Genomic DNA, 23535 nt, shown 5'->3' on the forward strand with positions numbered 1-23535 from the left:
GATCTGATGCCCTTGCCCTAGGGGCCGAAAAGCATGTCGGTTCCCGACCCGAAAGTGCCGTGAGTCACTCCGCGTGCGATCAAAAGGCCCGAGTCGTACGGTTTATTGCGAAAAGCCCCGGCGGGAGGAAGCGCGATGCTCAAGCCCCGTAAGGCAACTTTCAGCACGTTTGGCGTCACTCTCTGTGTAACTGCTCTCGTCGGCGGGTTCTGCGGCACCGCTACCGCCCGTGACGACAACGGCATCGCTGACAAAAGCCCCGAGGAGATCGGCAAGGCGTCCCGTGACGCATTGCTGAGCGTGACCTCCCTGCACGTCGAGGCGGAGATCAAGGGCCTCCCCGAACCCACACCCGCGTCCTTCGAGCTCTCGTACGACACGAAGGACAACTGCACCGGCACGGTCACCAACCAGAACGACAAGGGCAGCATGGAGGTCGTCCGCAAGGGCGACCGCGTGTGGATCAAGCCGGACGAGAAGTGGCTCGCCTCCCAGATGCCCGAGCTCAAGGGCGACGAGGCGACCGAGCTCCTCAAGGGCAAGTACTTCGGCACCACCGTGCGGGACGCCGACGGCGCGGAGATCGCCCAGCTCTGCGACCTCAACTCCTTCAAGCAGCAGATCACCGACCAGTCCGGCCGATCGCAGGACGCCACGGTCGAGAAGGGCGAGCGCACGGAGGTCGACGGTCGCCCCGCGATCCGGCTGAACGTCACCCGGGACACCCAGAAGGGCAGCACGTACGTCTCCACCGAGGGCAAGCCCTACCCCCTGAAGATCGAGGCGGACGAGTCCGCGAAGGGTGTCGAGATCGACATGACCTTCTCCGAGTTCGACGAGCCGGTGGACGTCCAGGCGCCGCCGGACGACCAGACCGTCGACATCAACTAGCCCCCACTGCCAGGGACTTGAGCCTCACCCCGCGGTCGTGAACGACCCCAGCGCGTCCTCCATGACCTGCCGCTGCCCCGGCCAGTCGTCCGCCGGGCCGATGCTGAGGACGGCCCACAGCGTCGGGTCGTCGGGGCCGCCGGGCACGATCCGGTCTAGGGTCCGCAGCTCCATGGACCACTCGTCGCTCATGTACGTGTAGTCCAGCTCCGCCGCCTCGCCGTGCGGGTGCGAGACCGGTCCCAGCGCGTTCCGCTCGTACCCGGGCAGTCGCTTCAGGTCCTTCTCGGCCAGCTTCACCGTGCTCATCGGGGTGGCGGCGTCCTCCGTGACCTGGAAGACCTGCAGCCGCTCGGGGCCCTCGGGCGCCTCGTAGTAGTAGAGCGTGACGCCGTTCTTGCCCTCCTCCGTGCGGCGCTCCCAGTCCTCGGGCACGGCGAGCGTGAACTCCGGCTCGGCAGCCGCCCGGTAGCCCGCCGGGACCGAGGCGGACGGCGACGCGGACTCCGTGCTCTCGGCGGGGTCCGGCTCGCCCGTCGGCCCCTGGTCCGCCGGGGGCGAGCCGGTGACGCTCGGCGGGGCCGACGGCTTGGCGTCCGGCGCGGGCTCCGCACCCCGGCCCCACAGCAGGTACGAGCCGAGGCCCGCCGCGAGCACGGCGACGACCACCGAACCGACCACCGCACCCCGCCGGTACCACGGGCGCGACTGCGGCTCGGGGACCGGCGGCTGCCAGGGCGGCAGCCCGGACGACTCCTCCGAGGGCAGCGGCCCGAACTGGGGCCCGCCCGGCCCCTGTTCGCCCCCGCCCGGCGCGTGTTCGCCCCCGCCCGGCGCGTGTTCGGGGCGGGGCGGGGGCGGCGGGGTGTACGGGGCGGGCTGCGGACCGCCGGTGTCCCAGCTCTGCGTCTCGGGGTTCCAGCGCACCCCGCCCTGGCCCTGGTCGGCCACGCTCAGCCTCCGAGGAGTGCGCCGACGGCCTGGGAGACCGCCGCCGCCGACGCGAACATGCCGGTCACCGCGCCCGCGTCCGCGAGGGCCTGCCGCAGCCGCCCGAGCCGGTCGGGGGCGGCCTGCCCGGTCTGCTCGATCTCGCCCTGTGCGCCCTCCAGTTCGGCGTCCAGGGCGGTCGCCGCGTCGTTCTCCACCAGCCGGGCGAGGTCGGCGCGGAGTTCGCGTACCGCGTCGAGGAGCTTCTCGTGGGGGTCCGGGTCGCTCGGCGGGACCACGCCTTCCACGTGGCGCACGCGGTTGTCGTTGCCGAAGACGACAGAGCCGTGCTCGTTGTGGATGTGGACACTGCCCTGCTCGTTGTCGCCCCTACCCTGCATCCGGGCCTCCCCCAGGTTTGGTGAACGACGAACCCGTGCCGGGCTCGGTGCCCGAACTCCCCGGCTGCGTCGCCCGGTTGGTGATGACGTTGTTGTCGCCGAGGGCCACGGCGCCGCCGGCGTTCTCGATGAGCGTGCTGCCGCCGCTCACGTTCACGACCTTCTGGGCGAACTCGTCGGTGCGGTACCCGGCCTCCCGCAGCGCGGTCCGCACCCCGTTGGCCACCCGGTCCTGGATGGACTTCAGATAGCGGTGTACGTCCATGTCCTGGAAGAGCGAGGACTCGCCGTCGGAGCCCAGCTCGCGCACCGAGAGGGCGGGCCCGTCGGGCAGCGCCGCGCCGTGGCCGCCGGTCAGCGCGCGCCAGCCGAACGCCACGCCCCGGCCGAGCGTCACCAGCGAGTGCGCGAACGAGCGGGGCGTACGGGCCAGTGCCCAGACGGCCTTGCCGAACAGGTTGTTGTGCCGGTGCTGGTGGGCCAGTCGGTCGGCGTTCTCGAAGTCCTTGCGGATCGGCAGGAGCACGTGCGGCGCGATCTCCAGCATCAGCATGCCGCCCTGCGTGTGCACCCGTACGAAGACCGTGGTGACGACCTCCTCCTCCCAGCCGCCGACCCGGATGCGCAGGAAGTGCCGCCGCGTCTCGCCGCCCTCGTCCACCGACTCGTCCCGGTGCGTACGGAACGCCGCCTCGCCGTAGGGCGCGTACTCCCGCTTGGGCAGCCCGTCCGCGGGCAGGAACACGCACTCGTCGATCTGCAGTTGGCGCAGCCGGTCCCGCACCCGGCCCCCCGCGTGCGGCGCGGGCGCCCGCAGCTCGGCGAGGAGCGGCCGCACCGCCTCCAGGATCACGCGGTTGCCGAGCGGCCGCTGCTCCTTGTCGGGGTCGGGCCGCAGCTCGACGGCGAGGGTCCAGGAGTCGTACGGCTCGCCCGCGCCGCAGAAGGGACGCGCCGAGTGGTACATGACCAGCGGCGCGTGCTGTTCGGTCCTGATCCGGTCGCGCAGCCGCCCCAAGCGCGCCCCGTCGGCCCCCTCGGCGGGGTCGGCGGCCATGTCGGCGAAGTTCTCGCGGTGCAGTTCGCCCGCGAGGACCCGGGCGAACTGGCCGCGCTGGGCGGCGACGCAGAGCGCGACGAGTGCCAGGGTCGCCGACGCCGCCCAGCCGTGGAACGGCTCCACCGAAGTGGCCGAGGGCGCGATCAGCTGGACCAGGTCGGAGAGCGGCCCCGGCAGGGTCAGCGCCACGATCGACGCGATGCTCTCCCCCTCGGCCTGGCCGAAGATCACCACGATCAGGGTGAGCACCACGAACAGCACGCCGAGCCGCCCGTACCAGCGCAGCAGCAGGGCCGGGACGCGGCGCCACAGGGAGGGGCGGTCCTCCGGCCCGCGCACCTTCGTACCGAGGAAGAGCAGCAGGGCCGGCGACACGATGACGAGCAGCAGATACGAGCTGAGCACCGCCCCGAGCACCCACAGGAACAGAATCCCCGCCGCCCAGCCCAGTTCGAGCCGGCGGGCGCGCAGCGCGTGCGCGAGGACGCGGGCCGCGTCGAAGCCGAGCGAGGGGGCGACGATGCGCTCCTCGTGGACGTACAACTCGTCGATGACCGCGTCGCGGTAGGCCTCGTCCAGGTAACTGCCCGCGCACAGCAGCCGGGTGGCCTCGCTGGCGCCGGGCGGGGTGACCGGGAGGGCGGGCGGCAGTCCGTCGCCCCTGGGCTCGGCCGGTCCTGGCTGCGACGGCACCTGCGGCTGCTGCGACAACGCTCCCCCTGTGAGTCAACTGCCGTGCGACACAGCGGAGTTGACCACCCGGTGTGCGCGAGATCACATCATAGAGGAGTCGGGGCGATGCGGCCCACGAAAAAACCTCCGCCCCGGCGACCGTCGAGACGGCCGCCGGGGCGGAGGCGGAACTACTGGGGAACTACCGGCGAACTACCGGGGTGCGGGACTCAGATGAGGCCGAGACCGCGCACGGCGTCGCGCTCCTCGGCGAGCTCCGCGACGGAGGCGTCGATGCGGGCGCGCGAGAACTCGTTGATGTCCAGGCCCTGGACGATCTCGTACTTGCCGTCCTTGGTGGTGACGGGGAAGGAGGAGATCAGGCCCTCCGGGACACCGTACGAACCGTCGGACGGGACGCCCATGGAGGTCCAGTCGCCCGCGGCGGTGCCGTTGACCCAGGTGTGCACGTGGTCGATGGCGGCGTTGGCGGCGGAGGCGGCCGAGGACGCGCCACGGGCCTCGATGATCGCGGCGCCGCGCTTGGCGACGGTCGGGATGAACGTGTCGGCCAGCCACTGCTCGTCGCTGACGACCTCGGCGGCGTTCTTGCCGGCGATCTCCGCGTGGAAGATGTCCGGGTACTGGGTCGCCGAGTGGTTGCCCCAGATGGTGAGGCGCTTGATGTCCTCGACGGACGAGCCGGTCTTCTGCGCGAGCTGCGTCAGGGCGCGGTTGTGGTCGAGGCGGGTCATCGCGGTGAAGCGCTCGGCCGGTACGTCCGGGGCGGCGGCCTGGGCGATCAGGGCGTTGGTGTTGGCCGGGTTGCCGACGACGAGGACCTTGATGTCGTCCGCGGCGTGGTCGTTGATGGCCTTGCCCTGCGGCTTGAAGATGCCGCCGTTGGCCTCGAGCAGGTCACCGCGCTCCATGCCCTTGGCACGGGGGCGGGCGCCCACGAGCAGACCGACGTTGGCGCCCTCGAAGCCCTTGTTCGGGTCGTCGAAGATGTCGATGCCCTTGAGGAGCGGGAACGCGCAGTCGTCGAGCTCCATGGCGGTGCCCTCGGCGGCCTTGACGCCCTGCGGGATCTCGAGGAGGCGCAGCTTGACCGGCACGTCCGCGCCGAGCAGGTGGCCGGAGGCGATGCGGAAGAGCAGCGCGTAGCCGATCTGGCCGGCCGCGCCGGTGACGGTGACATTCACGGGAGTGCGGGTCATGGCGATCTCCGTTAAGACAGCTGGCGGTTGGGGCCCTGCCCCGGGTGCAGGATCTCCGTGCAGTCGCCTCGTACCGATCGCTTCGCTCGATGATCGATCTCTTGGCGTCAAGAGAGATCCACCGGTCAGGCTATACCGCCCCACCCGGACCGCACCGCCGGACCTGTGTGGCCCGGCCCACACCACCCCGTCGCGGCGGCGGTCTTCGCCCAGGAGGGGGTGAGCGCCGACCACCGCCGCCGGGTGCCGGAGGCCCCGGACTCACGTTCCGAGGACCCGCTCCCGTGGGGGGATGAGACCCGCCTGCCCGAACTCACGCGACGCATGCGTACTTCCCAAAACTGGGGCTCCGCCCCAGACCCCGCTCCTCAAACGCCGGAGGGGCTGTCTTTGGGGCGCCCTACAGGGGCGCGGGGAACTGCGCGCCCAGCCACGACGGCGGGACAGCCAAGCTGAGGGGGTGCCCCATCAGGGGCGCGGGGAACTGCGCGCCCAGCCACGACGGCGCGGCAGACAAACTGGGGGGTGCCCCATCAGGGGCGCGGGGAACTGCGCGCCCAGCCACGACGGCGGGACAGCCAAGCTGAGGGGGTGCCCCATCAGGGGCGCGGGGAACTGCGCGCCCAGCCACGACGGCGCGGGAGACAAACTGGGGGGTGCCCCATCAGGGGCGCGGGGAACTGCGCGCCCAGCCACGACGGCGCGGCAGACAAACGACGGCCGGGGCACGGGGCGCAGCCCCGAAGCGGGATCCAGACGCGGCAGCCCCGGGGAGCTGGATCCAGGGACGGCAGCCCCGAAGCAGGGTCCAGGGGCAGCAGCCCCGGGGGCGGGGGCCGGGGGCGCAGCCGCGGGGGCGCAGCCTCCGTGGTCGTCCGTCAGGACTTTCGGGAAGGGGCGGGGCGGGGAGGAAAACCCGCCCGCCGACGGGGGACCCCCGTCAACCGTCCGTCCCCGTACACCCCTTCAGCCCAGCCACAAGCGTCCCGCAAGCCTTCGCATCGGCAGCGGCCTCCACAGCCACCATCGGCGTATACGCATCCCCGTCCCCGTCGACCTCACCCCTCTGCTCATCGGCGGCGGCCGCACCGGACCCGGTGATCCGCACCGCGTCGCCGGGCGCGGCCTGGGTGATCCGGGCCCAGGCGGCACCGCAGGTCTCGCTGTACCGGACCTCCACGAGAGCGGTGCCGATGGTGACGCTGGTCGGGGTCCGCGCGAACTCGCCGCTGCAGCCCATCTCTTCGGGATCCTCGCCGGTGCAGTCCGCGCCCACGCACTTCACGCCGTCGGGCAGCTCGGGCTTGCTCGCGGTCGGCGACGGGGACGGCTTCGCCACCGGCTCGCCCCCACCGAACCCGAAGCCGCCGAAGTACAGCGCACCCGCGACCACCGCGAGGACCAGGACGACGACGGCGAGGATCGCAAGCCCCTTGCGCCCCCCGCGCCCACCGCCCGGCCGCCCGGCCCCCGCTCTCCGGGGCACGGCGTCCCGCGGAACGCCCGAGGGATCCACCGGGCCGCCGGCGCGGGCGGAGCGCGCGGCGGCGGACGGAGCGGAGGACGCCGAGGACGAGGAGGGCCCGGAAGGCCCGGAAGGCGCGCTCCGCCCCTTGGCGTCCGGCTGCGGACCGAACTCGCCCAGCGCGGCCCGCGCCTGGGAGATGCGGATCGCCTCCATGGTCATGTCGTGCCGCATCTCCGAGCGGCTCCAGGCGCGCTCCGCCAGCTCCCACATCGTGGTGAGGTGCAGCGGATTGGTGCCGGTGACCTCGGCCAGGGCGACGACCGCGCCCTTCGGCGCGAGCAGCCGGCCGCCCAGGTACCGCTCCCACGACGTCTTGCTGTACCCGGTGCGGTCCGCGAGCGCGGCGATGCTCAGCCCGCTGCGGTCGACGAGCCTGCGCAGCTGGCTCGTGAACTCCCGTACCTGCGGATCCAGTTCCTCCGGCAGTGCCTTCCAACGAGGCATGCTTCCCCCTTGCTCCCCTGTCCCTCCCCGTGTGCGTCAGTCTCCCACCGCCGGGCGGCTGTGCCACATGGAACCCCGGCGCAGGGCCTCGCGCACCCGCGTGGACGCGTCATTACCTGCTCGTGAAGATCGTTGCGCGCCGCCGACACCGTGCCGGAATGGTCACTTCCGCGTCACAGGGACCAGGCGGCCCTTGATCCACGGTTGTCACGTCCATGACTCTGGATTCCGGGCGGGAGAACGCGGGACAACAGCGGGGAACACCCGCGGAACCGCAACCGGCACCGGCACCGGAACCGGCACCACCCTCCAAGACGACGGCGCCCGTCCTCCCTCGGGGGAGAGGACGGGCGCCGTCAGCGTTCCCGACGTACAACACACGGGTGGGAACCGTCAGTTGGCGGTCAGTTCGTCACGGTGAAGTGCAGGATCCCTTCCAGGAACGGGATCTCCAGACCGTCCGGCTGCGCCATCAGCGCGAGCAGCACGATCACCAGGCCCATCACCCCGTACGTCACCATGTCGGTGAAGCGGGAGCGGACCGCCAGCATGCCCACCGACGGCAGCACCCAGCGCAGTACGGCGCCGGCGAGCAGCGCGACGCCGATGAGCACCGTGCCGACCCGGAAGAGGTCGAGAGCCGTCAGGAAGAGCCCGAGCCCGGTCAGGCCGAGCACCGTGAGCATCGGCCACTGGCGGGCGGGCGCGGGCGCGTCACCGGCGGCGGCGCGGCCGCCGCCCTCGGGCCGCGCGGTGTCCCGCGTGATCGAAGGGAACCGCCGGGTCTTCTTCCGGGGCTCCGGCGCGGGCCCCGCCGCCTCCTGGCTCACCGACGCACCCATGTCACCGAGCACCCTGCGCGTCGGCGGCGAGTTCCGCCGCAAGCTCGGCAGCCTCCACCACGTTCACGAGCAGCTGCGCCCGCGTCATCGGGCCCACGCCGCCCGGGTTCGGCGACAGCCAGCCCGCGACCTCGGCGACGCCGGGGTGCACATCGCCGACGATCTTGCCGTTCTCGTCCCGGCTGACGCCGACGTCGAGCACCGCGGCGCCCGGCCGTACGTCCTCCGGCTTGATCAGGTGCGGGGAGCCGGCGGCGGCCACGATGATGTCGGCCTGGCGCAGCTGCGCGGCGAGGTCACGGGTGCCGGTGTGGCACTGCGTCACCGTCGCGTTCTCCGACTTGCGGGTGAGCAGCAGCGGCAGCGACCGGCCGATGGTCACGCCGCGGCCGACGACGACCACGTGCGCCCCGTTGATCTCCACGCCGAACTGCCGGAGCAGCTTGATGACGCCCCACGGGGTGCAGGGCAGCGGCGCCGGCTCGTTGAGCACCAGGCGGCCGAGGTTCATGGGGTGCAGGCCGTCCGCGTCCTTGGCGGGGTCGATGAGCTCCAGGATGCGGTTCTCGTCGATGCCCTTGGGGAGCGGCAGCTGCACGATGTACCCGGTGCAGGCCGGGTCCTCGTTCAGCTCGCGCACGACCGCCTCGATCTCGTCCTGCGTGGCGGAGGCGGGCAGTTCGCGCTGGATGGACGCGATGCCCACCTGCGCGCAGTCGCGGTGCTTGCCCGCGACGTACTTCTGGCTGCCGGGGTCCTCCCCGACGAGCACGGTGCCGAGGCCGGGCGTGACGCCCCGGGCCTTCAGCGCTTCCACGCGGCGGACGAGGTCGGCCTTGATCGCTGCGGCGGTGGCCTTGCCATCGAGAATCTGGGCGGTCATACCCCCATCCTCGCGGATGACCCACCCAGGTCTCCAATCCGGTACGGGACGGCCCTGTGCGGTCTCCGATCCGGTTCGGGACGGTCCTGTGTCCGCTCTGTGTTGCACTTGCACAACTCTTCCGGCCGTGGCTGGACAAATACGCCGCGCTTTTAGAAGCATGAGCGGCGCAGTGCCGCGGGCAGTGCACGGGGGGAACACCGCAAGACCGCTCTGACCAAGATCCTCCGTACGAACCGCGTAATCCACGCACGTCAACGGAGGAAACAAGCGCCATGAGTTTCGGCGACCCCCACAGTCCCTACGGGCAGCAGCCCCAGGGCCAGCCCGGCTACGGCTACCCGCAGGCGCCGCCGGTGCAACAGCCCTACGGCGGCTACCCGGCCGGCCCGATGGAGATGCCCAAGCCCGCCCGGCTCGCCCGGATCTTCGCGGCGACCGTCGCCGTCGCGCACCTGATCGTGGCGATCCTCTTCGGCGTCGCGATGGTGATGTTCGACAGCTACCTCGACAACTCGGGGCTCACCGGCGACGAGGCCGTGGCGGTCGGCGGTGTCGGCAAGGGCTTCATCGGCTTCCTCATGGTGCTCGCCACGGCGTGGGCCATCGCCGGTCTCGCGATCTTCCTGAAGTGGCCGAACGGCGGCAACGGCCTCCGCGTCTGGGCGATCGTCTACGGCTCGCTCGCGATCATCACCGGCATCTTCACGATCATGTCGTACGGCCTCGGTCTGGCCCTCATCGCGCTGTCGATCCTGCTGATCGTGTTCGCCGCGAAGCGCGAAACGGCCCAGTGGTTCCAGCGGCCGCGCCACTGAATCCGCTCGGTCCTCTCTCAAGTCCCCAACTCCCAGAAGGAGTCTCGCCATGAGCTTCGGCGACCCGAACAACCCCTACGGCCAGCAGCAGCAGGGCCCCTACGGCCAGCCCCAGCAGGGCCAGCCCGGCTACGGCTACCCCCAGCAGGCCCCGCAGGGCGTCCCGCAGCAGGGTTACGGCTACCCGCAGCAGGCCCAGCAGGGCGGCTACCCCGGTTACCCCGGCGGTGCCATGGAGATGCCCGGCGGTGTCAAGGCCGCCCGCGTCATGCTCTGGGTGATCGTCGCCTTCCAGATCATCGGCGGCATCGCCAGCTTCGTGGGCGCCGCCGCGCTGGGCTCCATCGACGACGGCACCACCACCACGGACGACTCCGCCCTGGCCCTCGGCTCCGGCATGATCGTCGTGATGGGCATCCTGATCCTCATCCTGGCCGGCCTCGGCGCCTGGCTCGCGCTGAGCTTCAAGAACGGTGGCAACACCACCCGCATCTGCGCCATCGTCTACGGCGCGTTCGTCGTCCTCGGCGGCATCTTCCAGCTCCCGCTCGGCATCGTGTCCATCGCCGTCGGCGTGCTGATCATCGTCTTCACCGCGAAGTCCGACGGTGCCGCCTGGTTCAACCGCCCGCGTTACTGAGCGACCAGCGGCGTTCCGCCGTATCCGCAGGGAGAGGCCGGCCGCCCGCTCGGGCAGTCGGCCTCTTGCCGTCCTCCTCCCCCCTCCCCGCACTCCCCCCGCTCCGAAGGACAGACGCCATGAGTTACGGCGACCCGAACAACCCGTACGGACAGCAGCCCCAGCAGCCCCAGGGCCAGCCCTACGGCTACCCGCAGCAGCCCCAGGGGCAGCCCGGTTACGGCTACCCGCAGCAGGCCCCGCAGGGCGTCCCGCCGCAGCAGGGGCACGGCTACCCGCAGCAGCCGCAGCCCGGCTACCAGGCACAGCCGCCGGGCGGCTACGGCTTCGTGCACCTGCCCGCGCTCGGCACCGTGCAACTGGCCAGCATGGGCTCCCGGTTCGGCGCCCGGCTCATCGACGGCGTCGTGATCGGCGTCATCTACGGCATCTTCATGACCGTCGGCGTTTTCAGCGCCATGGGTCTGGCCGAGGAGGGCGACAAGTGTGACTGGGAGGCCGCCGACTATTACGCCTGCCAGGACGAGGCCAACATGAACGCCCTGTTCGTGGGCCTCGGCGTGATGGCCGCCCTCGCCCTCATCACCCTGCTCTACGAGTGGATGATGATCTCCTTCGCCGGTGCGACGCTCGGCAAGATGGCCGTCGGCATCAAGGTCGTCAAGGACGACACCGGCCAGGCCCCCGGCATCGGCGGCGGCTTCGTCCGCTGGGTCATCCCGCAGCTCGGCGGCATCCTCTGCGGCATCGGCACACTGCTCGTGTTCCTGTCGCCGTTCTGGGACAACTCCGGCCGCCAGGTCGGCTGGCACGACAAGGCCGCGCACACGGTGGTCATCAAGAAGCCGTAACCGCGGCCTACTCGACGCAGCGAAGCGCCCCACGCAAAACGCTCGGCTGGGAAACCCCAGCCGAGCGTTTTGCATGATCGACCGTCGAACTCGTCAGTCCAGTCCTTGCCGCGGTGATCGAACAGTCCGGCGCGACGCCCCTGAATGCCGGGTATAGCCTGAAATTCCCCCACTTGGTTAGCACGGCCGCTCCCTTCAGAGGAGTGCCTCATGACGTTCGTCCAGCTCATCGACTGCAAGACCCACGACGTCGACCGGCTCAACCGGCTGATGGACAACTGGGTCGTGGCGACCCAGGGCAAGCGGACCGCCACGCACTCGATCGTCGGCCGGGACCGCTCCGACTCCACGCACGTCGTCGAGATCGTGGAGTTCCCGTCCTATGAGGAGGCGCAGAAGAACTCCAACCTCCCCGAGACCAACCGCATCTTCGAGGAGATGGTCGCCGCCTGCGACGGCATGCCCACGTTCACGGACCTCGACGTCGTACGCGACGAACAGCTCAACAAGGCCGTCGTCACCCGGCTCTTCGAGGAGGCCATCAACGGCAACAATCTCGACCTGTGCGACGAACTGTGTACCGCGGACTACCGGGAACACTCCGCCGGCCGCTCCTCGTACGACCTTGACCTCGCCCAGGCCAGGCGGGAGAACCAGGAGCACCTCGACGCCTTCAGCCCCCGGATGACCGTGGAGAGCATGGTCGCCGAGGGTGACATGGTGTGCTGCCGGGTCTCCATCCAGGGCCGCCACGTAGGCGCTTTCCGCGGGATCGAGCCGACCGGCAAGGACCTCACCGGAACCGGCCAGGCCACGTTCCGCTGCCTCGGCGGCAAGATCGCCGAGGGCTGGCTGAACTTCGACGACCTGGGACTGGCCCAGCAACTCGGGATGATGCAGGCCTGACCTCAGTCCACGGGGCCCCGCAGCTCGCGTACGAACGACGCCCAGGCGCCGGCGGGGAACACGAGCACGGGGCCCTCGGTGTTCTTGGAGTCCCGGACGGGGACGAGGCCGGGGAGGTCGTCGCGGACTTCGACACACTCCCCGCCGTCACCGTTGCTGTAGCGGGACTTGCGCCAGGGCGCGGCGCCCGGGAACGCTTCGGCGACCTCGACGCAGGCACCGCCGTCGCCGTTGCTATAGCTGGACTTGCGCCAGATGGCGGTGCTCAACTCAATGCGATTGCTTGCCATTTCGGTAATCCTCTGCCGCGTCCTCGAGCATGGCGAGGGACGCCTCAAGCGGCAGTGCGGCGGCCCTGAGCAGATCGTACGACCTGCGATACCGCTTCACGAGGGCCGGATCGTCGATGGTGCTTCCGCTGTACGAAGACTCGGTGTACACCAGCGGCGGGGCGTCAGGGAAGGTCATCAGCTGTACGCCACACAGCATCAGCGGATACGCCCCGCAGTTCCACGGGAGGATCTGCGCAAAGACCCGGCGACGTCGCACCAACGCCGCGACGTGGTCGAGCTGTTCGGCCATCTCCGCAGGTGACAGGACAGGGTGCCGAAGGATCGACTCATGCAGGACCGTCCAGTACTCGGGGTTGGCGTGGTCGTCCTCGAAGAGCCGGGCACGCCCCATCCGGGCGGTGACCTTCTCTTCCACCCACTCCTCTGTGGCGTCGGGGTGCGCCGACAGCACCATGGCGCGCGCATACGCGGGCGTCTGCAACAACCCCGTGAGAACGGTTGGGTACCAGTCCTCAATCGCATCCGCATGCTTCTCCGCCTCAAGTACGTACTCGAAGTACTCCGCATGCCCCTTCCGCTTGGCCTTGCGTACGTCCTCGCAGCACCGCTCGAAGAACCCGTCCGTGTCCAGCACGCGATCGACGTGCCGCGCCAAGTCGACCGGCATGCGCCGCTGTCCGCGTTCGATCTCACTCAGGTAGCTCGTCCCGTAGAACGAACCCTCCACCGTCTGCTCAAGGGTCAGCCCCGCCTGCTCGCGCTTGAAGCGCAACTCCTTGCCGTAGAAGGCGGGGACGCTCGACGAGCCGTCAATGTCCTTGCGCGTGCCCACAGTTGCCGCCTTCCACAGTCCACTCAGTGGTGCCCAAACCCCTTCAACCGTACGCCGCACCGCATCACGCTGTGAGGGATTCATCACACACCGCACATGGCAAGGCGCCCCCATGGACATGGAGCCCCTCGACATCGACAACTGCGTGGCAGAACTCCGCACCGCACTCGCCGCGCACGGCATCACCCTGCCGTCGCTCGGCGTCGACGCCCCCACCTTCGCCGCGCAGCTCCCCATCCGCCCCCTCGTCGCGCTCGGGAACTGCAACAAGGCCACGGCCCGCGCCCTCACCGACGTACTGAACAAGGCGGCGGACACACCGTGCGACTGACCTTGACGCTCGAACTGCCCGCGCACGCGAAAGCCGTACCCGAGGTGCGCCGAGTCGTACGCGAACACCTCGGCAACACCGTCGGCAGTCCCGAAGTCCAGCTCTGCGTAAGCGAGTTGTTGACCAACGTGGTGCAACACGTGGGCGAGGGCACCCCGGTGACCATCGAGGTGAGCCCGACCCGCGTGGCGGTCAGCGATCCGGATCCGCACCGGCTGCCCGTGCCCGCACCCCCGCAACACGAAGACCCCGGCGCCGAGTCGGGCCGGGGTCTGGCGCTGCTGGCCGCCGTGTCCACGCGCTGGGGTGTGACACGGCGGCCGGACGGCAAGACCGTGTGGTGCGAGCTACAACCAGTCCCGCACCAGGCGGAACTCAGTGGAAGAAGTGCCGCGTGCCCGTGAAGTACATCGTCACGCCGGCCTTCTTCGCCGCCTCGACGACCAGCTCGTCACGGACCGAACCGCCGGGCTGGACCACGGCCTTGACGCCGGCCGCGGTGAGGATCTCCAGGCCGTCCGGGAACGGGAAGAACGCGTCCGACGCGGCGTACGAACCGGCCGCGCGCTCCGCGCCCGCCCGCTCCACCGCGAGCTTCGCCGAGTCGACCCTGTTGACCTGGCCCATGCCGACGCCGACCGAGGCGCCGTCCTTGGCGAGCAGGATCGCGTTGGACTTCACGGCACGGCAGGCGCGCCAGGCGAAGGCCAGCTCGGCCAGCTCCGCGTCGGACAGGGCCTCGCCGGTCGCGAGGGTCCAGTTCGCCGGGTCGTCGCCCTCGGCCTGCAGCCGGTCGGTGACCTGGAGGAGCGCACCGCCGTCGATCGGCTTGACCTCGACGGGGGCCGCCGGGGCATCGGGGGCGCGCAGCACCCGGATGTTCTTCTTCTTGGCCAGGACCTCGACCGCGCCGTCCTCGTAGCCCGGGGCCACGATGACCTCGGTGAAGATCTCGGCGACCTGCTCGGCCATCGCCACGGAGACCGGCCGGTTGACCGCGATCACACCGCCGAACGCGGACAGCGGGTCACAGGCGTGCGCCTTGCGGTGCGCCTCGGCGACGTCCGCGCCGATCGCGATGCCGCACGGGTTGGCGTGCTTGATGATCGCGACGGCCGGCTCGGCGTGGTCGTACGCGGCCCGGCGCGCGGCGTCGGTGTCCGTGTAGTTGTTGTACGACATCTCCTTGCCGTGCAGCTGCTCGGCCTCGGCCAGACCGCCCGCGCCCGAGGTGTAGAGGGCGGCGCCCTGGTGCGGGTTCTCGCCGTAGCGCAGCACGTTCTTGCGGCCGTACGTCGCGCCGGTGAAGGCCGGGAAGTCCTGCCCGTCCCCCGCGCCGTATCCATTACCGGCTTCGCCGGGGGCGCCGGCGAACCAGGAGGCGACGGCCACGTCGTACTCGGCGGTGTGCCGGAAGGCGTCGGCGGCGAGACGCTTGCGGGAGGTCAGGTCGAAGCCGCCCTCCTTCGCCGCGGCGAGCACGTCCGCGTACCGCTCGGGGCTGGTGACGACCGCGACCGACGGGTGGTTCTTGGCGGCGGCGCGGACCATCGAGGGGCCGCCGATGTCGATCTGCTCGACGCACTCGTCGGGCGAGGCGCCGGAGGCGACGGTCTGCGTGAACGGGTACAGGTTCACGACGACCAGGTCGAAGGGCTCGACGCCCAGCTCGGCGAGCTGCTCACGGTGGCTGTCCAGGCGCAGGTCGGCGAGGATCCCGGCGTGCACGCGCGGGTGCAGCGTCTTGACCCGGCCGTCCAGGCACTCGGGGAAGCCGGTGAGCTCCTCGACCTTGGTGACCGGCGCGCCCGCGGCGGCGATCTTCGCGGCGGTCGAGCCGGTGGAGACCAGCTGGACGCCGGCCGCGTGCAGCCCGAGCGCGAGCTCTTCCAGTCCGGTCTTGTCGTAGACGCTGATGAGAGCCCTGCGGATGGGGCGGCGACCTTCTGCGGTCGTACCTTCGGCGGTCACGGGATGGAAACCTTTCGTCCCTCAATGCGGTAGCCGTGCCGGGCGAGCCGCCCCACGACCTCGACGAGCAGCTTGCGCTCGACTTCCTTGATGCGCTCGTGGAGCGCGGCGCCACCGTCCTCGTGGTCCTCGTCCCGGACCTCGATCACGCCCTGCGCGATGATCGGCCCGGTGTCGACGCCGTCGTCGACGAAGTGGACGGTGCAGCCGGTGACCTTCGCGCCGTACGCGAGCGCGTCGCGCACGCCGTGGGCACCGGGAAAGCTGGGCAGCAGCGCGGGGTGGGTGTTCACGGTCCGCCCGCCGAAGCGCGCGAGGAACTCCTTGCCCACGATCTTCATGAACCCGGCGGAGATCACCAGGTCGGGCTCGTACGCGGCGACGGCCTCGGCGAGCGCCCGGTCCCACTCCTCGCGTGTGGGGTGGTCCTGCACCCGGCACACGAAGGTCGGCAGGCCCACGCGCTCGGCCCGCTCCAGTCCGGCGATCCCGCTCCGGTCGGCGCCCACGGCGACGATCTCCGCGCCGTAGGCGGCGCTGCCCACGGCCTCGATCTCGTCGATCAGCGCCTGCAGATTGGTGCCGGACCCGGAGACGAGCACGACGATGCGCTTCGGGGCGGCGGCAGATGAGGCCACGACGGGGCCCTTTCATGTCTTGCTCGGCTTTGTGCGGTCGTACGAATGCTTCATGGCCCCCGATACGGGGAACTCTACGAAGCGCCCGACCGTCAGCAACGATACCGGCACTCGCAGCGGCCCCCACGGGACGGGGACCCGGCCGGGAGGTAGCGTCTGCGGAGCAAGTCTGCGGATGCCCAGCACGGGCCTCGACCATCTGCTCCTCGCGCACGCGGGGATGGACCCTAGGGGAAGACGCACACAAGATGCCGGACCGACTGCCTACGCCCCCGTCCGCGCCCCGCCGGGACCCCTCCGAGGACGGGTCCCGGCCGAGCGCGGACCCGGACACGGAGAGCACCGGCGCCGAGTTCCCCGGCAACCCGGGCACGGCCGACAACCCCTTCGCCCCGCCCCCGGAGGGCGCCCCCGACCGCCCGTGGCAGCCCCGACAGCAGGGCGACGGGGACAAGCGGGGCGACCGGGACGGCGGCAGCCGGTGGAGCAGCCGCCAGCCGGGCCGCTCCTCGGGCCCCTTCGGCCAGCGCCCCGGCGAGGGCGAGGGCCAGGGCGGCGGTCCCGGCGGGCCCGGCGGACTGCGCTGGGACCCGACGGACCCGGTCCAGCGCCGCGCGCGGTACGCCCTGCTCGCCGGCATGTGGGGCTTCTTCTTCGCCCTGTTCAGCTGGACGTACCTGGGCCTGCTGCTCGGCGCGCTCGCCCTGTACTGGGGCATCAGCTCGCTGCGGGCGAAGGCCGGCGCGGAGCCGGGCGGCACCGCCAAGGCCGATGTGGACGCGATCACGGGGCGTGCCCCGCGCGAGCCCGCCGAGCCGCAGGCCGCGGGCCGGCCGCAGGGGCAGCAGGGGCCGGGTCAGCCGGGCGCGCGGCCGCAGAAGACGGCCGCGGTCACCGGCATCGTCGTCGGCGCCCTCGCCCTGGCCGTGGTGGCGGCGACCTTCACGGTGCAGACCGTCTACCGCGAGTACTACACGTGCGTGAACGACGCCCTCACCACGACCGCCGCGAAGAACTGCGGCGACCTCCTGCCGAAGGAGATCCGCCCGCTTCTGGAGACGACGGCGACGGCCGAAGAGGGCTGACCCCTCCCCGGCCGTCGGGCCATGCGTCCGGCCGTCGGGCCAGGCGTGACAGGTGGGCGCTACGCCTTCGACTGGTCGTGCCGGTCCGCCACTCCGGCCAGGAACTCCTCGATCACCGGGTCGCCGAGCAGCACCGGGCCGACCTGGTGGTGCTCCTCCGGGTCGACGGTGATCTTCCCGGCCTCCGCCGCCGCGGCCTCCATCGCCGTGCGCTCGGCCGCGGCCTTCGACGCGTCGCCCGCCTCGATGGCGGCGAGCGTGTTCAGACCGTGCTCCATGGCCTCTCCCCACAGGTCCGTGGCGTCCAGCCAGCGGTCCGAGTCGGCGAGGAACAGCCGGTCCGGCAGGTCCCCGCGCAGCGTCTCGGGGACCTGCGCGATCTCCCGGACGACGGGCCTGAACTCCCGTACGGCTGCGGCGGGTTCGTTCTCGTACGCCTTCCAGAACGCGGCCGTCTCGGCGGTGAGGCGGGGCGACTGGGGCTGCCACGGGGTGTCGCCGAAGGTCGGCGCGAGGTGGTTGAGGTCCACGAAGCGCTGCACGGCGTCGGCGGTGTGCGCATCGCCGCCCGCGAGGTAGAGGGCGGCCTGCCGGGCCGAGGCATCCCGGTCGTACGCCTCGTCGTTCCAGGCGAAGTCCAGCATCGTGAACATGGCGGGCTTGCTGGCGGACTCCTGGTTCATCGGGTTGGAGACGAGGCCGCTGATGTGCGCGGAGAGCCCCGCCTCCCGCTTGTCGTACGGGGCCATGAGCAGCCGGCCGCGGGTCCTGGCGAAGTCGTTGACCGGGTAGTTGTCCCAGACGAACACCTTGCGGCCGAACAACTCGCTGGCCCGCTCGGCCTGTTCGTTGGTGATCTCCGGCGGCACCACGTCCGTGCCGGTCCACATCACCTCGACGTTCGGGTCGAGGGTGGACCGCATCGTCTCCTTGTACGCGGTGTCCGTGAGGTCGCCGTACTCGGTCGGCACCATCTGCAGCGGGTTGGTGCCCTCGCGGGCCTCGACGAACTCGCGCTGCACCGTGTTGAGCAGCTTCACCTGCGCCTGCGCGGCCGCTCCGCGACCGGGTGCGCCGAACTCGGCCTCGTCGCCCGCGCAGTTCCACTTGGTGTAGCTGATGTCGTCGAGCGGGATGGAGAACGAGCGGACGCCGATGTCGTACAGGGCGCCCAGCTTCGCCGTGAGCGCCGCGGTGTCGGCCGGGTCCGAATAGCAGATGGACGTGCCGGGCGACACGGCGAAGGTGAACCGGACGTGGTGCTCGCTCGCCCGCTCGACCAGGTCGGCCAGCTCGCCGAGCTTGTCCGCCGGGTAGGGCTCGCGCCACTTCTCGCGGTGGTACGGGTCGTCCTTCGGCGCGTACACATAGGTGTTGGCGCGGACGTCGCCGAGGAACTCCATCTGGTCCAGGCGCTCTTCATGGGTCCACGGGGGACCGTAGAAGCCCTCGATGCTGCCGCGCAGCGGCATCGCCGGGCGGTCGCTGACCGAGGCGCCCGCGATCCTGGACGGCCCGTCCTCGGTGCGCGTGAACAGCTGGCGGAGGGTCTGCACGGCGTAGAACTGGCCGGCCGCGTCGGTGCCGCCCAGGGCCACCGTGCTCTTCGTGCCGCCCGAGACCCTGAGGGCGTAGCCCTCGGCGTGGTCGGGGACGGCGGTGTCGTGCAGGGCCTCGGCCACGTCGGCGCGGGCGGCGGGGCCGAGGAGCAGGGTCAACGGGGCGTTGCCGCTGGCCCGTTCGCGTATCTCGATGTCCTTGACGCCGTGGGCGCGCAGCGTCTCCAGGAGCAGCCGTCGGGCGGCGGCGTCGGTGCGGTCGTCCACGACGACCTCGGCCCGTCCTGCCACCGGGACGTCGTCGCCCGCGCGGGACATGGTCCGGGGTGTGGGCGAGACGACGGGCAGCGGGTCGGCCGCGGCGGCGGCCGTCGCGGCCCGCGCGCCGGGGTCGGGGGCGGCGGTGGCCGCGCCGGCCGTCGCCACCGAGGTGGCGACGGCTAGCGCGGTCAGGGTTCTGGCCAGGCGGGGCACAGCTTCCTCCAGGTCGTTCGGGGGCATGACGTGGGGCGTGCTCAACTGCTCAGGCATCTGCGGCGGTTGCTGAGTGGGTGCGCAGAGGGTGCGCTCAGGACCAGCGGACGTCGGCGGACGCCGGGGCGCTGCGCGTGCCGTCCGGGGAGACCGCGACGAGCTGAAGCCGAGTGGTGCCCTCGGTGCCGGCGCGGGCCAGGGACTTGACGTAGTACACCTCGTCGTAGATCCGGCCGACCGACTCCCGCTGCCCGTCCGGGAGTTCGCGGTGGATGTCGTAGTACCAGACGCCCTGCCCCTTCAGCTGCCAGGACAGGAACACCTCGGCCGTCTTGCCGTCCTCGGCGACATGGACCTGGTCGACGGCGAAGCCGGCCGGGGCCTGCGGGCGCTCGGCGGAGCCGCCCAGGAGCGCCAACTCCCCGATGTTCAGGGCGTATTCACCGAGCTTCGCGGCCGAGACCCGCACGCCGACCGCCGCGATCGTGCGACCCTTGTACGCGTCGAGGCGCCGCACCGCGGTCGTCCAGCCCGCACCCTCGGCCCGGCCCGCGGGCAGCCACTCGAAGCGCTCCGGGTCGTCGGCGAAGAGCAGCCCGACCTCGAGACCGCTCTCCGCGCCCGCGCGCCCGGTCAGGAACGTCACCGAGAGCCGCTCGTCGCCGCCCACGTCGAGCGCGGTCTTGAACAGCCGCACGGTGGTGGCGTTCTCCGGGCCGAGCTCGCCGGAGAGCCGCAGCGAGGAGCCGCCGTCGTACGCGCGGGTGTAGTCGTAGTCGACGGTGACCGGGGTCCCGTCGCTGCGGGTCCAGAACTGCCAGGTGGGCAGCAGGTCCTGGATGCTCGCGTTGTTCCACTCACGGCTGCTCGCCTTCTCCCCGTCGAGGAAGAAGGCCCGCCCGTGGCCGGTGTTGAAACGCGTCACGAACGGGAACGCGCCGATCACCGACCGCTCGGTGATGTAGCGGGCGACGCCGTCCCACTTCTTGTGGTTGTCCGCGTCGCGCGGCTTCCCGTCGTCCTCGTTCGGCCACGGCACGTACTCGGTGCGGCCGGTGCGCGTCGGGTCCTCGTTCGGACCCGACCAGTAGCGGCGCTCGCGCTGGAAGACGGCGGGCTGCGCGTCCGGGTTCTCGCGGTCCGGGTAGCGGTCCCAGGCGAAGTGCGAGCCGAACAGGGCCCAGCTGGTGCGGGCCGGCTTGCCCTCGGGGAACACGAGCCGGGTGTCGTAGGGCGGGTTGTAGCCGTACTTCTCGTTCTCCGTGCCGTGGAAGACCACGTCGTACGGGTCGAGGCCCAGCTTCTTCGCCGTCTCCACGGACTTCTCGACCTGCGCGTCGTCCGGCATCCAGTAGTTCGCGAACAGGCTGTTGTTGACCGGGGTGTCGCCGTCCTGGATCCAGGGGGCGTTGCTGTCGTTCAGCTGGTTCTGGTAGTCCAGCTTCCCGTTCACCATGATCGTGTCGTACCACTGGACGTGGAAGCCCTCGGGCGCCTGCGTGCGCAGGTACTTCAGCATCTCCATCAGCTTCGCCGCGTCGGCGGGCGCGGTCTCCGCCTCCTGGTTGATGAAGTAGCCGTCGAAGCCGAAGTATTCGGCCATCTCGATCAGCTTGTCCGCGACCGGGAAGCTCCCGTCGGCGCGCTGCTCCAGGTAGTCGGCGAACTCCCCGTTCCGCGGCCAGAACCAGCAGCCCAGGCTCTTCGCCCCGTTGCGGTGCGCGGCGTCGGTGTAGCCGGGGTTGGGCAGGTTGATCAGGCCGTGGTCGGGCTCGTCGGTGGGCGAGCCGTCGACGGGCATGCCGTGCCAGGACCCGTAGAGGTCGGTGTACTGCCAGAAGCGGAGCAGCCGCCGTGCGTAGACGTCGTTGTACTTGTACGCGGTGAAGAACGAGTTGTCGTAGTCGTAGCTCAGGTTCATCAGCTGCGCCCCGGTCTCAAGGTCCGGGTTCGCCTGGGTGGCCGCGAAGGGCGCGATGCGGGTGGCCAGCGGCACGCGGGAGCGGAAGTACTTCGCCCAGCGGTCGGACTGCGGGGTCCAGCTCTTGAGCGACGCCGCGTCGTACCCGTGCATGAAGGGCTGGTGCGGCGCGCGGCCCGGGGCCGGGTCGGCGGCGGCACTGGCCGGGAGCGCGAACGGGCCGACCGGACCGGCGAGGCCGATGGTCACTCCTGCCGCCCCGAGCATGCCCAGGAACGTCCTGCGGTCCATACGACCCTGGCGGTCCTTGCGGTCCTTGCGGTCCATCAGGCGATCAGCCCTTCGCGTCGAGTTTCACAGAAAGCGCGAAAGGAAAGCTGCCCCCGCTTTGCGTGCACGTCAATGGTTCGCACTCAACTAATGCGATTTAGTTCCTGCGCACTAATGCGGTTTACCGAGGCTCTTGTCGACCCGTTTGGAAGTGGCTACGATCCGGCTTGGGCAAGCGAGTTGGGCACCGGGTGCGTCCTTTTCAGTCGCCCTTCTCGTTCTTCTCGGGCTCCGCCGCCAGAAAGTCGTAGGGCTCGAAGTCGCTGCTCTTGTCGGCTTCGGTGCGCTTGCCGGTGCGGCGGCGCGACCACCAGGTGCGTACGCGGGCCACTGGGCCTCTGGTTGTGCCTGCGGCTTCGGGTGCGGCTTCGGCTTCGGCTTCGGGGGCCGTCGGGTCCGACTCGGCGTCCGTCACCGCCGGGTCCGCTGCCAGGCCCGCCTTCGGGGTCCGCCACCACAGCAGGCGGTCGAGCTGCGCTTGCACGCGTCCGGTCCGGAGGGGCTTCAACGGCGTGGCCTGTGCGGGCCGTTCGGGGTCCGTGGCCTGTGCGGGCCGATTCGCACCCTCGCGCCGCTCCGCCCGCCTCGGCCGCAGCGCCTTCGCCCGGCCCCACAGATCCGCCCGGTCCCACAGGTCCCGCGCCCGCCAGCTCCGTACGCGCCAGGCCCGCAGCCCGAGGGCGACCGGGACGCCGAGCGCGCCCGACCAGAGCAGGGCCGCGCCGCCCGTCCGCCACCACACCGGACCGAACTCCGCCAGCGCCCCGTCGCCGAGGGGGCCGCCGGCGAGCGCCGCGAGCAGGGCGAGGGCCAGCCCGCACAGCACCGCCGCGAGCCCCGCCGCAAGGGCCGTCTCACCGCGCGACCAGGCACTGTCCGGCTCCGACCTGGCCGCCGCGGCGCGCGCCGTGAACCACCCCACCGTCAGCCCGCACGCCCCGCCGACGGCGCACGCCGCCCAGGTCAACGGCGTACCGCCGCCCGAGTCCGGGATCGCGGCGAGCAGCGGGAAGGGCGGAAGCATCGGGTCCGCAGGCGCGCCCGCAGGCCAGACCACGCTGCCCGCGCCGAGCGCGAAGCCGGACCCGAGCCCGTAGGACGCCCCCCACACCGCCGCGTTGGGCACGAGCGCGACGGCGAGAAGGAGCACCGCGACCCGCCCCGACCACAGGTCGCTCAACTGCAGATACGTGGTCTGCGCGGCCTCGGCGTGCAGGACGAGGGAGACCGCCACGAGCAGCGCGCCGCCGCCCACGAGGACAACGACCCCGGCCGCGCCCGCCCGCAGCGCGGCGCCGACACGGGGACGTACGGTGGGACGCCCCTCGGCCGGCTCCGGGTCGAGGAAGCGGTGCAGCGCGGCGGGGAGCGGGCCGTGCGGGCGGCCGTACGCGTTCCACACCCCGGCGGCCGCGCCGAGCACCGCGAGCGCCGTGAGGTGCAGTGCGGCGCTCAACAGGTCGGCGCGCAACGGCCCTTCCACGGCGAAGAGCAGCACGAGCGCGCCCACCGCCAGGTACCCGGCGACCACCCCGCCGAGGGCGACGCGCGGCCGGTCCGTCGTCTCCGCCGCGTCCCGGCCCGCGCGGTGGAGCAGCAGCGCGGGCACCGCGACGAGCAGCAGCGGAGTCACGCCGAGCGGCGCCGGGGCCCCGGAGAGGGTGTCGGTCCTGACCAGGTCCGCGCCGTGCGCGAGCAGCCAGAGCCCGGCCGCGACATGCAGCGCATCGTCCGGCCCGCTGTCCGGATATGGCGAGCTGATCCAACCGACCGTCACCAGTACGGCGAGCCCGCCGAGTCCGAGCCCCGCCGCGACGGCCCCGCCGACCACGGCCCCCGCGAGCGCGGAGGCTCTGCGCCGCCGGCCACCGCGCGCGAGTCCGGCGAGCACCGACGCCGACGGCGGCGACGACGCGGCCGGCGAACCGGCTGAGGGACGGGGCGACGAGCTGCGGTCGGTCGTGTGCATCACGCCCGCAATGCTCCCAACGACACGCGCTTTCTCGTCGTAACAG

The 23535-nt window shown here is 71.5% G+C and carries 22 protein-coding genes; 8 read left to right on the forward strand and 14 right to left on the reverse strand.

Translation table 11 applies throughout. The annotated features are described in order from the left end of the window. Positions 1-135: 135 nt before the first annotated feature. Positions 136-891 carry a hypothetical protein gene (locus QIS96_RS16745; RefSeq protein WP_282543402.1) on the forward strand — a complete coding sequence of 252 codons (756 nt, stop codon included), beginning with the start codon at positions 136-138 and terminating at the stop codon, positions 889-891. Positions 892-915: 24 nt separating this feature from the next. Here QIS96_RS16745 and QIS96_RS16750 read toward each other — a convergent pair whose 3' ends face one another. The 7 genes from QIS96_RS16750 to QIS96_RS16780 all read right to left on the reverse strand — a co-directional run bounded on the left by QIS96_RS16750 (position 916) and on the right by QIS96_RS16780 (position 8871). Then, positions 916-1842 carry a hypothetical protein gene (locus QIS96_RS16750; protein ID WP_282543403.1) on the reverse strand — a complete coding sequence of 309 codons (927 nt, stop codon included), beginning with the start codon at positions 1840-1842 and terminating at the stop codon, positions 916-918. Positions 1843-1844: 2 nt separating this feature from the next. Further along, the gene (locus QIS96_RS16755) at positions 1845-2222 is read right to left on the reverse strand and encodes a hypothetical protein (protein ID WP_282543404.1); all 378 of its coding nucleotides are present in this window, start codon (positions 2220-2222) and stop codon (positions 1845-1847) included. Next, positions 2212-3993: a COX15/CtaA family protein gene (locus tag QIS96_RS16760; protein ID WP_282543405.1), complete on the reverse strand. Its 1782-nt coding sequence runs from the start codon at positions 3991-3993 to the stop codon at positions 2212-2214. The genes QIS96_RS16755 and QIS96_RS16760 overlap by 11 nt, the downstream gene beginning before the upstream one ends. A gap of 191 nt (positions 3994-4184) precedes the next feature. Continuing rightward, positions 4185-5174 carry a malate dehydrogenase gene (locus QIS96_RS16765; RefSeq protein WP_282543406.1) on the reverse strand — a complete coding sequence of 330 codons (990 nt, stop codon included), beginning with the start codon at positions 5172-5174 and terminating at the stop codon, positions 4185-4187. A gap of 940 nt (positions 5175-6114) precedes the next feature. Next, positions 6115-7146 carry a helix-turn-helix domain-containing protein gene (locus QIS96_RS16770; protein ID WP_282543407.1) on the reverse strand — a complete coding sequence of 344 codons (1032 nt, stop codon included), beginning with the start codon at positions 7144-7146 and terminating at the stop codon, positions 6115-6117. Positions 7147-7550: 404 nt separating this feature from the next. Beyond that, positions 7551-7988 carry a DUF3017 domain-containing protein gene (locus tag QIS96_RS16775; protein WP_282543408.1) on the reverse strand — a complete coding sequence of 146 codons (438 nt, stop codon included), beginning with the start codon at positions 7986-7988 and terminating at the stop codon, positions 7551-7553. A 1-nt stretch (position 7989) separates the two neighbouring features. Then, the gene (locus QIS96_RS16780) at positions 7990-8871 is read right to left on the reverse strand and encodes a bifunctional methylenetetrahydrofolate dehydrogenase/methenyltetrahydrofolate cyclohydrolase (protein WP_282543409.1); all 882 of its coding nucleotides are present in this window, start codon (positions 8869-8871) and stop codon (positions 7990-7992) included. Between the two features lie 275 nt (positions 8872-9146). On the opposite strand from QIS96_RS16780, the gene QIS96_RS16785 reads away from it, so the two are divergent. The 4 genes from QIS96_RS16785 to QIS96_RS16800 all read left to right on the forward strand — a co-directional run bounded on the left by QIS96_RS16785 (position 9147) and on the right by QIS96_RS16800 (position 12086). After that, complete coding sequence (locus tag QIS96_RS16785; protein WP_282543410.1) at positions 9147-9689, forward strand: hypothetical protein; 543 nt, start codon at positions 9147-9149, stop codon at positions 9687-9689. A gap of 49 nt (positions 9690-9738) precedes the next feature. Then, positions 9739-10329, forward strand: coding sequence for a hypothetical protein (locus QIS96_RS16790; protein ID WP_282543411.1), 591 nt, complete (start codon positions 9739-9741; stop codon positions 10327-10329). A 119-nt stretch (positions 10330-10448) separates the two neighbouring features. Continuing rightward, positions 10449-11180 carry an RDD family protein gene (locus QIS96_RS16795; RefSeq protein ID WP_282543412.1) on the forward strand — a complete coding sequence of 244 codons (732 nt, stop codon included), beginning with the start codon at positions 10449-10451 and terminating at the stop codon, positions 11178-11180. 210 nt (positions 11181-11390) lie between these two features. After that, positions 11391-12086, forward strand: a complete 696-nt coding sequence (locus QIS96_RS16800; protein ID WP_282543413.1) for an ester cyclase — start codon at positions 11391-11393, stop codon at positions 12084-12086. Positions 12087-12088: 2 nt separating this feature from the next. On the opposite strand, the gene QIS96_RS16805 is transcribed toward QIS96_RS16800, so the two are convergent. Continuing rightward, positions 12089-12376 (reverse strand): DUF397 domain-containing protein, encoded by a 288-nt coding sequence (locus tag QIS96_RS16805; protein ID WP_282543414.1) that lies wholly within the window; start codon positions 12374-12376, stop codon positions 12089-12091. Next, positions 12357-13211, reverse strand: coding sequence for a helix-turn-helix domain-containing protein (locus QIS96_RS16810; protein WP_282543415.1), 855 nt, complete (start codon positions 13209-13211; stop codon positions 12357-12359). The genes QIS96_RS16805 and QIS96_RS16810 overlap by 20 nt, the downstream gene beginning before the upstream one ends. Before the next feature lie 112 nt (positions 13212-13323). Between QIS96_RS16810 and QIS96_RS16815 the strand changes: the two genes are divergently transcribed. Beyond that, positions 13324-13542 (forward strand): hypothetical protein, encoded by a 219-nt coding sequence (locus QIS96_RS16815; RefSeq protein WP_408907200.1) that lies wholly within the window; start codon positions 13324-13326, stop codon positions 13540-13542. After that, the gene (locus QIS96_RS16820) at positions 13533-13946 is read left to right on the forward strand and encodes an ATP-binding protein (protein WP_282543416.1); all 414 of its coding nucleotides are present in this window, start codon (positions 13533-13535) and stop codon (positions 13944-13946) included. Before QIS96_RS16815 ends, QIS96_RS16820 begins: the two co-directional genes overlap by 10 nt. Here the strand turns inward: QIS96_RS16820 and purH are convergent. After that, positions 13918-15513 carry a bifunctional phosphoribosylaminoimidazolecarboxamide formyltransferase/IMP cyclohydrolase gene (purH, locus tag QIS96_RS16825; RefSeq protein ID WP_282543417.1) on the reverse strand — a complete coding sequence of 532 codons (1596 nt, stop codon included), beginning with the start codon at positions 15511-15513 and terminating at the stop codon, positions 13918-13920. The genes QIS96_RS16820 and purH overlap by 29 nt on opposite strands. Next, entirely contained in the window at positions 15510-16151 is a 642-nt protein-coding gene (gene purN, locus QIS96_RS16830) for a phosphoribosylglycinamide formyltransferase (protein WP_282543418.1), read from the reverse strand. Before purN ends, purH begins: the two co-directional genes overlap by 4 nt. Before the next feature lie 248 nt (positions 16152-16399). Between purN and QIS96_RS16835 the strand changes: the two genes are divergently transcribed. Beyond that, positions 16400-17236: a hypothetical protein gene (locus tag QIS96_RS16835; protein ID WP_282543419.1), complete on the forward strand. Its 837-nt coding sequence runs from the start codon at positions 16400-16402 to the stop codon at positions 17234-17236. Positions 17237-17295: 59 nt separating this feature from the next. Here the strand turns inward: QIS96_RS16835 and QIS96_RS16840 are convergent, their stop codons facing one another. From QIS96_RS16840 to QIS96_RS16850, 3 genes are all read right to left on the reverse strand, one after another. Then, a complete protein-coding gene (locus QIS96_RS16840) occupies positions 17296-19296 on the reverse strand; it encodes a beta-N-acetylhexosaminidase family protein (protein ID WP_282543420.1) in 2001 nt (666 codons plus the stop codon). A 67-nt stretch (positions 19297-19363) separates the two neighbouring features. Further along, the gene (locus QIS96_RS16845; RefSeq protein ID WP_282543421.1) at positions 19364-21517 is read right to left on the reverse strand and encodes an endo-beta-N-acetylglucosaminidase; all 2154 of its coding nucleotides are present in this window, start codon (positions 21515-21517) and stop codon (positions 19364-19366) included. 205 nt (positions 21518-21722) lie between these two features. Further along, positions 21723-23489, reverse strand: coding sequence for a cell division protein PerM (locus tag QIS96_RS16850; protein ID WP_282543488.1), 1767 nt, complete (start codon positions 23487-23489; stop codon positions 21723-21725). Positions 23490-23535: the final 46 nt, after the last annotated feature.

Origin of the sequence: Streptomyces cavernicola, from assembly GCF_029968035.1 — a bacterium.
Classification (GTDB): Bacteria; Actinomycetota; Actinomycetes; order Streptomycetales; family Streptomycetaceae; genus Streptomyces; species Streptomyces cavernicola.

Coding starts and splice junctions, on each gene's coding strand:
- QIS96_RS16800 (WP_282543413.1), top strand. CDS start 11,391: ATGACGTTCGTCCAGCTCATCGACTGCAAGACCCACGACGTCGACCGG.
- QIS96_RS16835 (WP_282543419.1), top strand. CDS start 16,400: ATGCCGGACCGACTGCCTACGCCCCCGTCCGCGCCCCGCCGGGACCCC.
- QIS96_RS16755 (WP_282543404.1), bottom strand. CDS start 2,222: ATGCAGGGTAGGGGCGACAACGAGCAGGGCAGTGTCCACATCCACAAC.
- QIS96_RS16785 (WP_282543410.1), top strand. CDS start 9,147: ATGAGTTTCGGCGACCCCCACAGTCCCTACGGGCAGCAGCCCCAGGGC.
- QIS96_RS16815 (WP_408907200.1), top strand. CDS start 13,324: ATGGACATGGAGCCCCTCGACATCGACAACTGCGTGGCAGAACTCCGC.
- QIS96_RS16780 (WP_282543409.1), bottom strand. CDS start 8,871: ATGACCGCCCAGATTCTCGATGGCAAGGCCACCGCCGCAGCGATCAAG.
- QIS96_RS16745 (WP_282543402.1), top strand. CDS start 136: ATGCTCAAGCCCCGTAAGGCAACTTTCAGCACGTTTGGCGTCACTCTC.
- QIS96_RS16840 (WP_282543420.1), bottom strand. CDS start 19,296: ATGCCCCCGAACGACCTGGAGGAAGCTGTGCCCCGCCTGGCCAGAACC.
- QIS96_RS16845 (WP_282543421.1), bottom strand. CDS start 21,517: ATGGACCGCAAGGACCGCAAGGACCGCCAGGGTCGTATGGACCGCAGG.
- QIS96_RS16790 (WP_282543411.1), top strand. CDS start 9,739: ATGAGCTTCGGCGACCCGAACAACCCCTACGGCCAGCAGCAGCAGGGC.
- QIS96_RS16795 (WP_282543412.1), top strand. CDS start 10,449: ATGAGTTACGGCGACCCGAACAACCCGTACGGACAGCAGCCCCAGCAG.
- QIS96_RS16765 (WP_282543406.1), bottom strand. CDS start 5,174: ATGACCCGCACTCCCGTGAATGTCACCGTCACCGGCGCGGCCGGCCAG.
- QIS96_RS16805 (WP_282543414.1), bottom strand. CDS start 12,376: ATGGCAAGCAATCGCATTGAGTTGAGCACCGCCATCTGGCGCAAGTCC.
- QIS96_RS16775 (WP_282543408.1), bottom strand. CDS start 7,988: ATGGGTGCGTCGGTGAGCCAGGAGGCGGCGGGGCCCGCGCCGGAGCCC.
- QIS96_RS16770 (WP_282543407.1), bottom strand. CDS start 7,146: ATGCCTCGTTGGAAGGCACTGCCGGAGGAACTGGATCCGCAGGTACGG.
- QIS96_RS16850 (WP_282543488.1), bottom strand. CDS start 23,489: ATGCACACGACCGACCGCAGCTCGTCGCCCCGTCCCTCAGCCGGTTCG.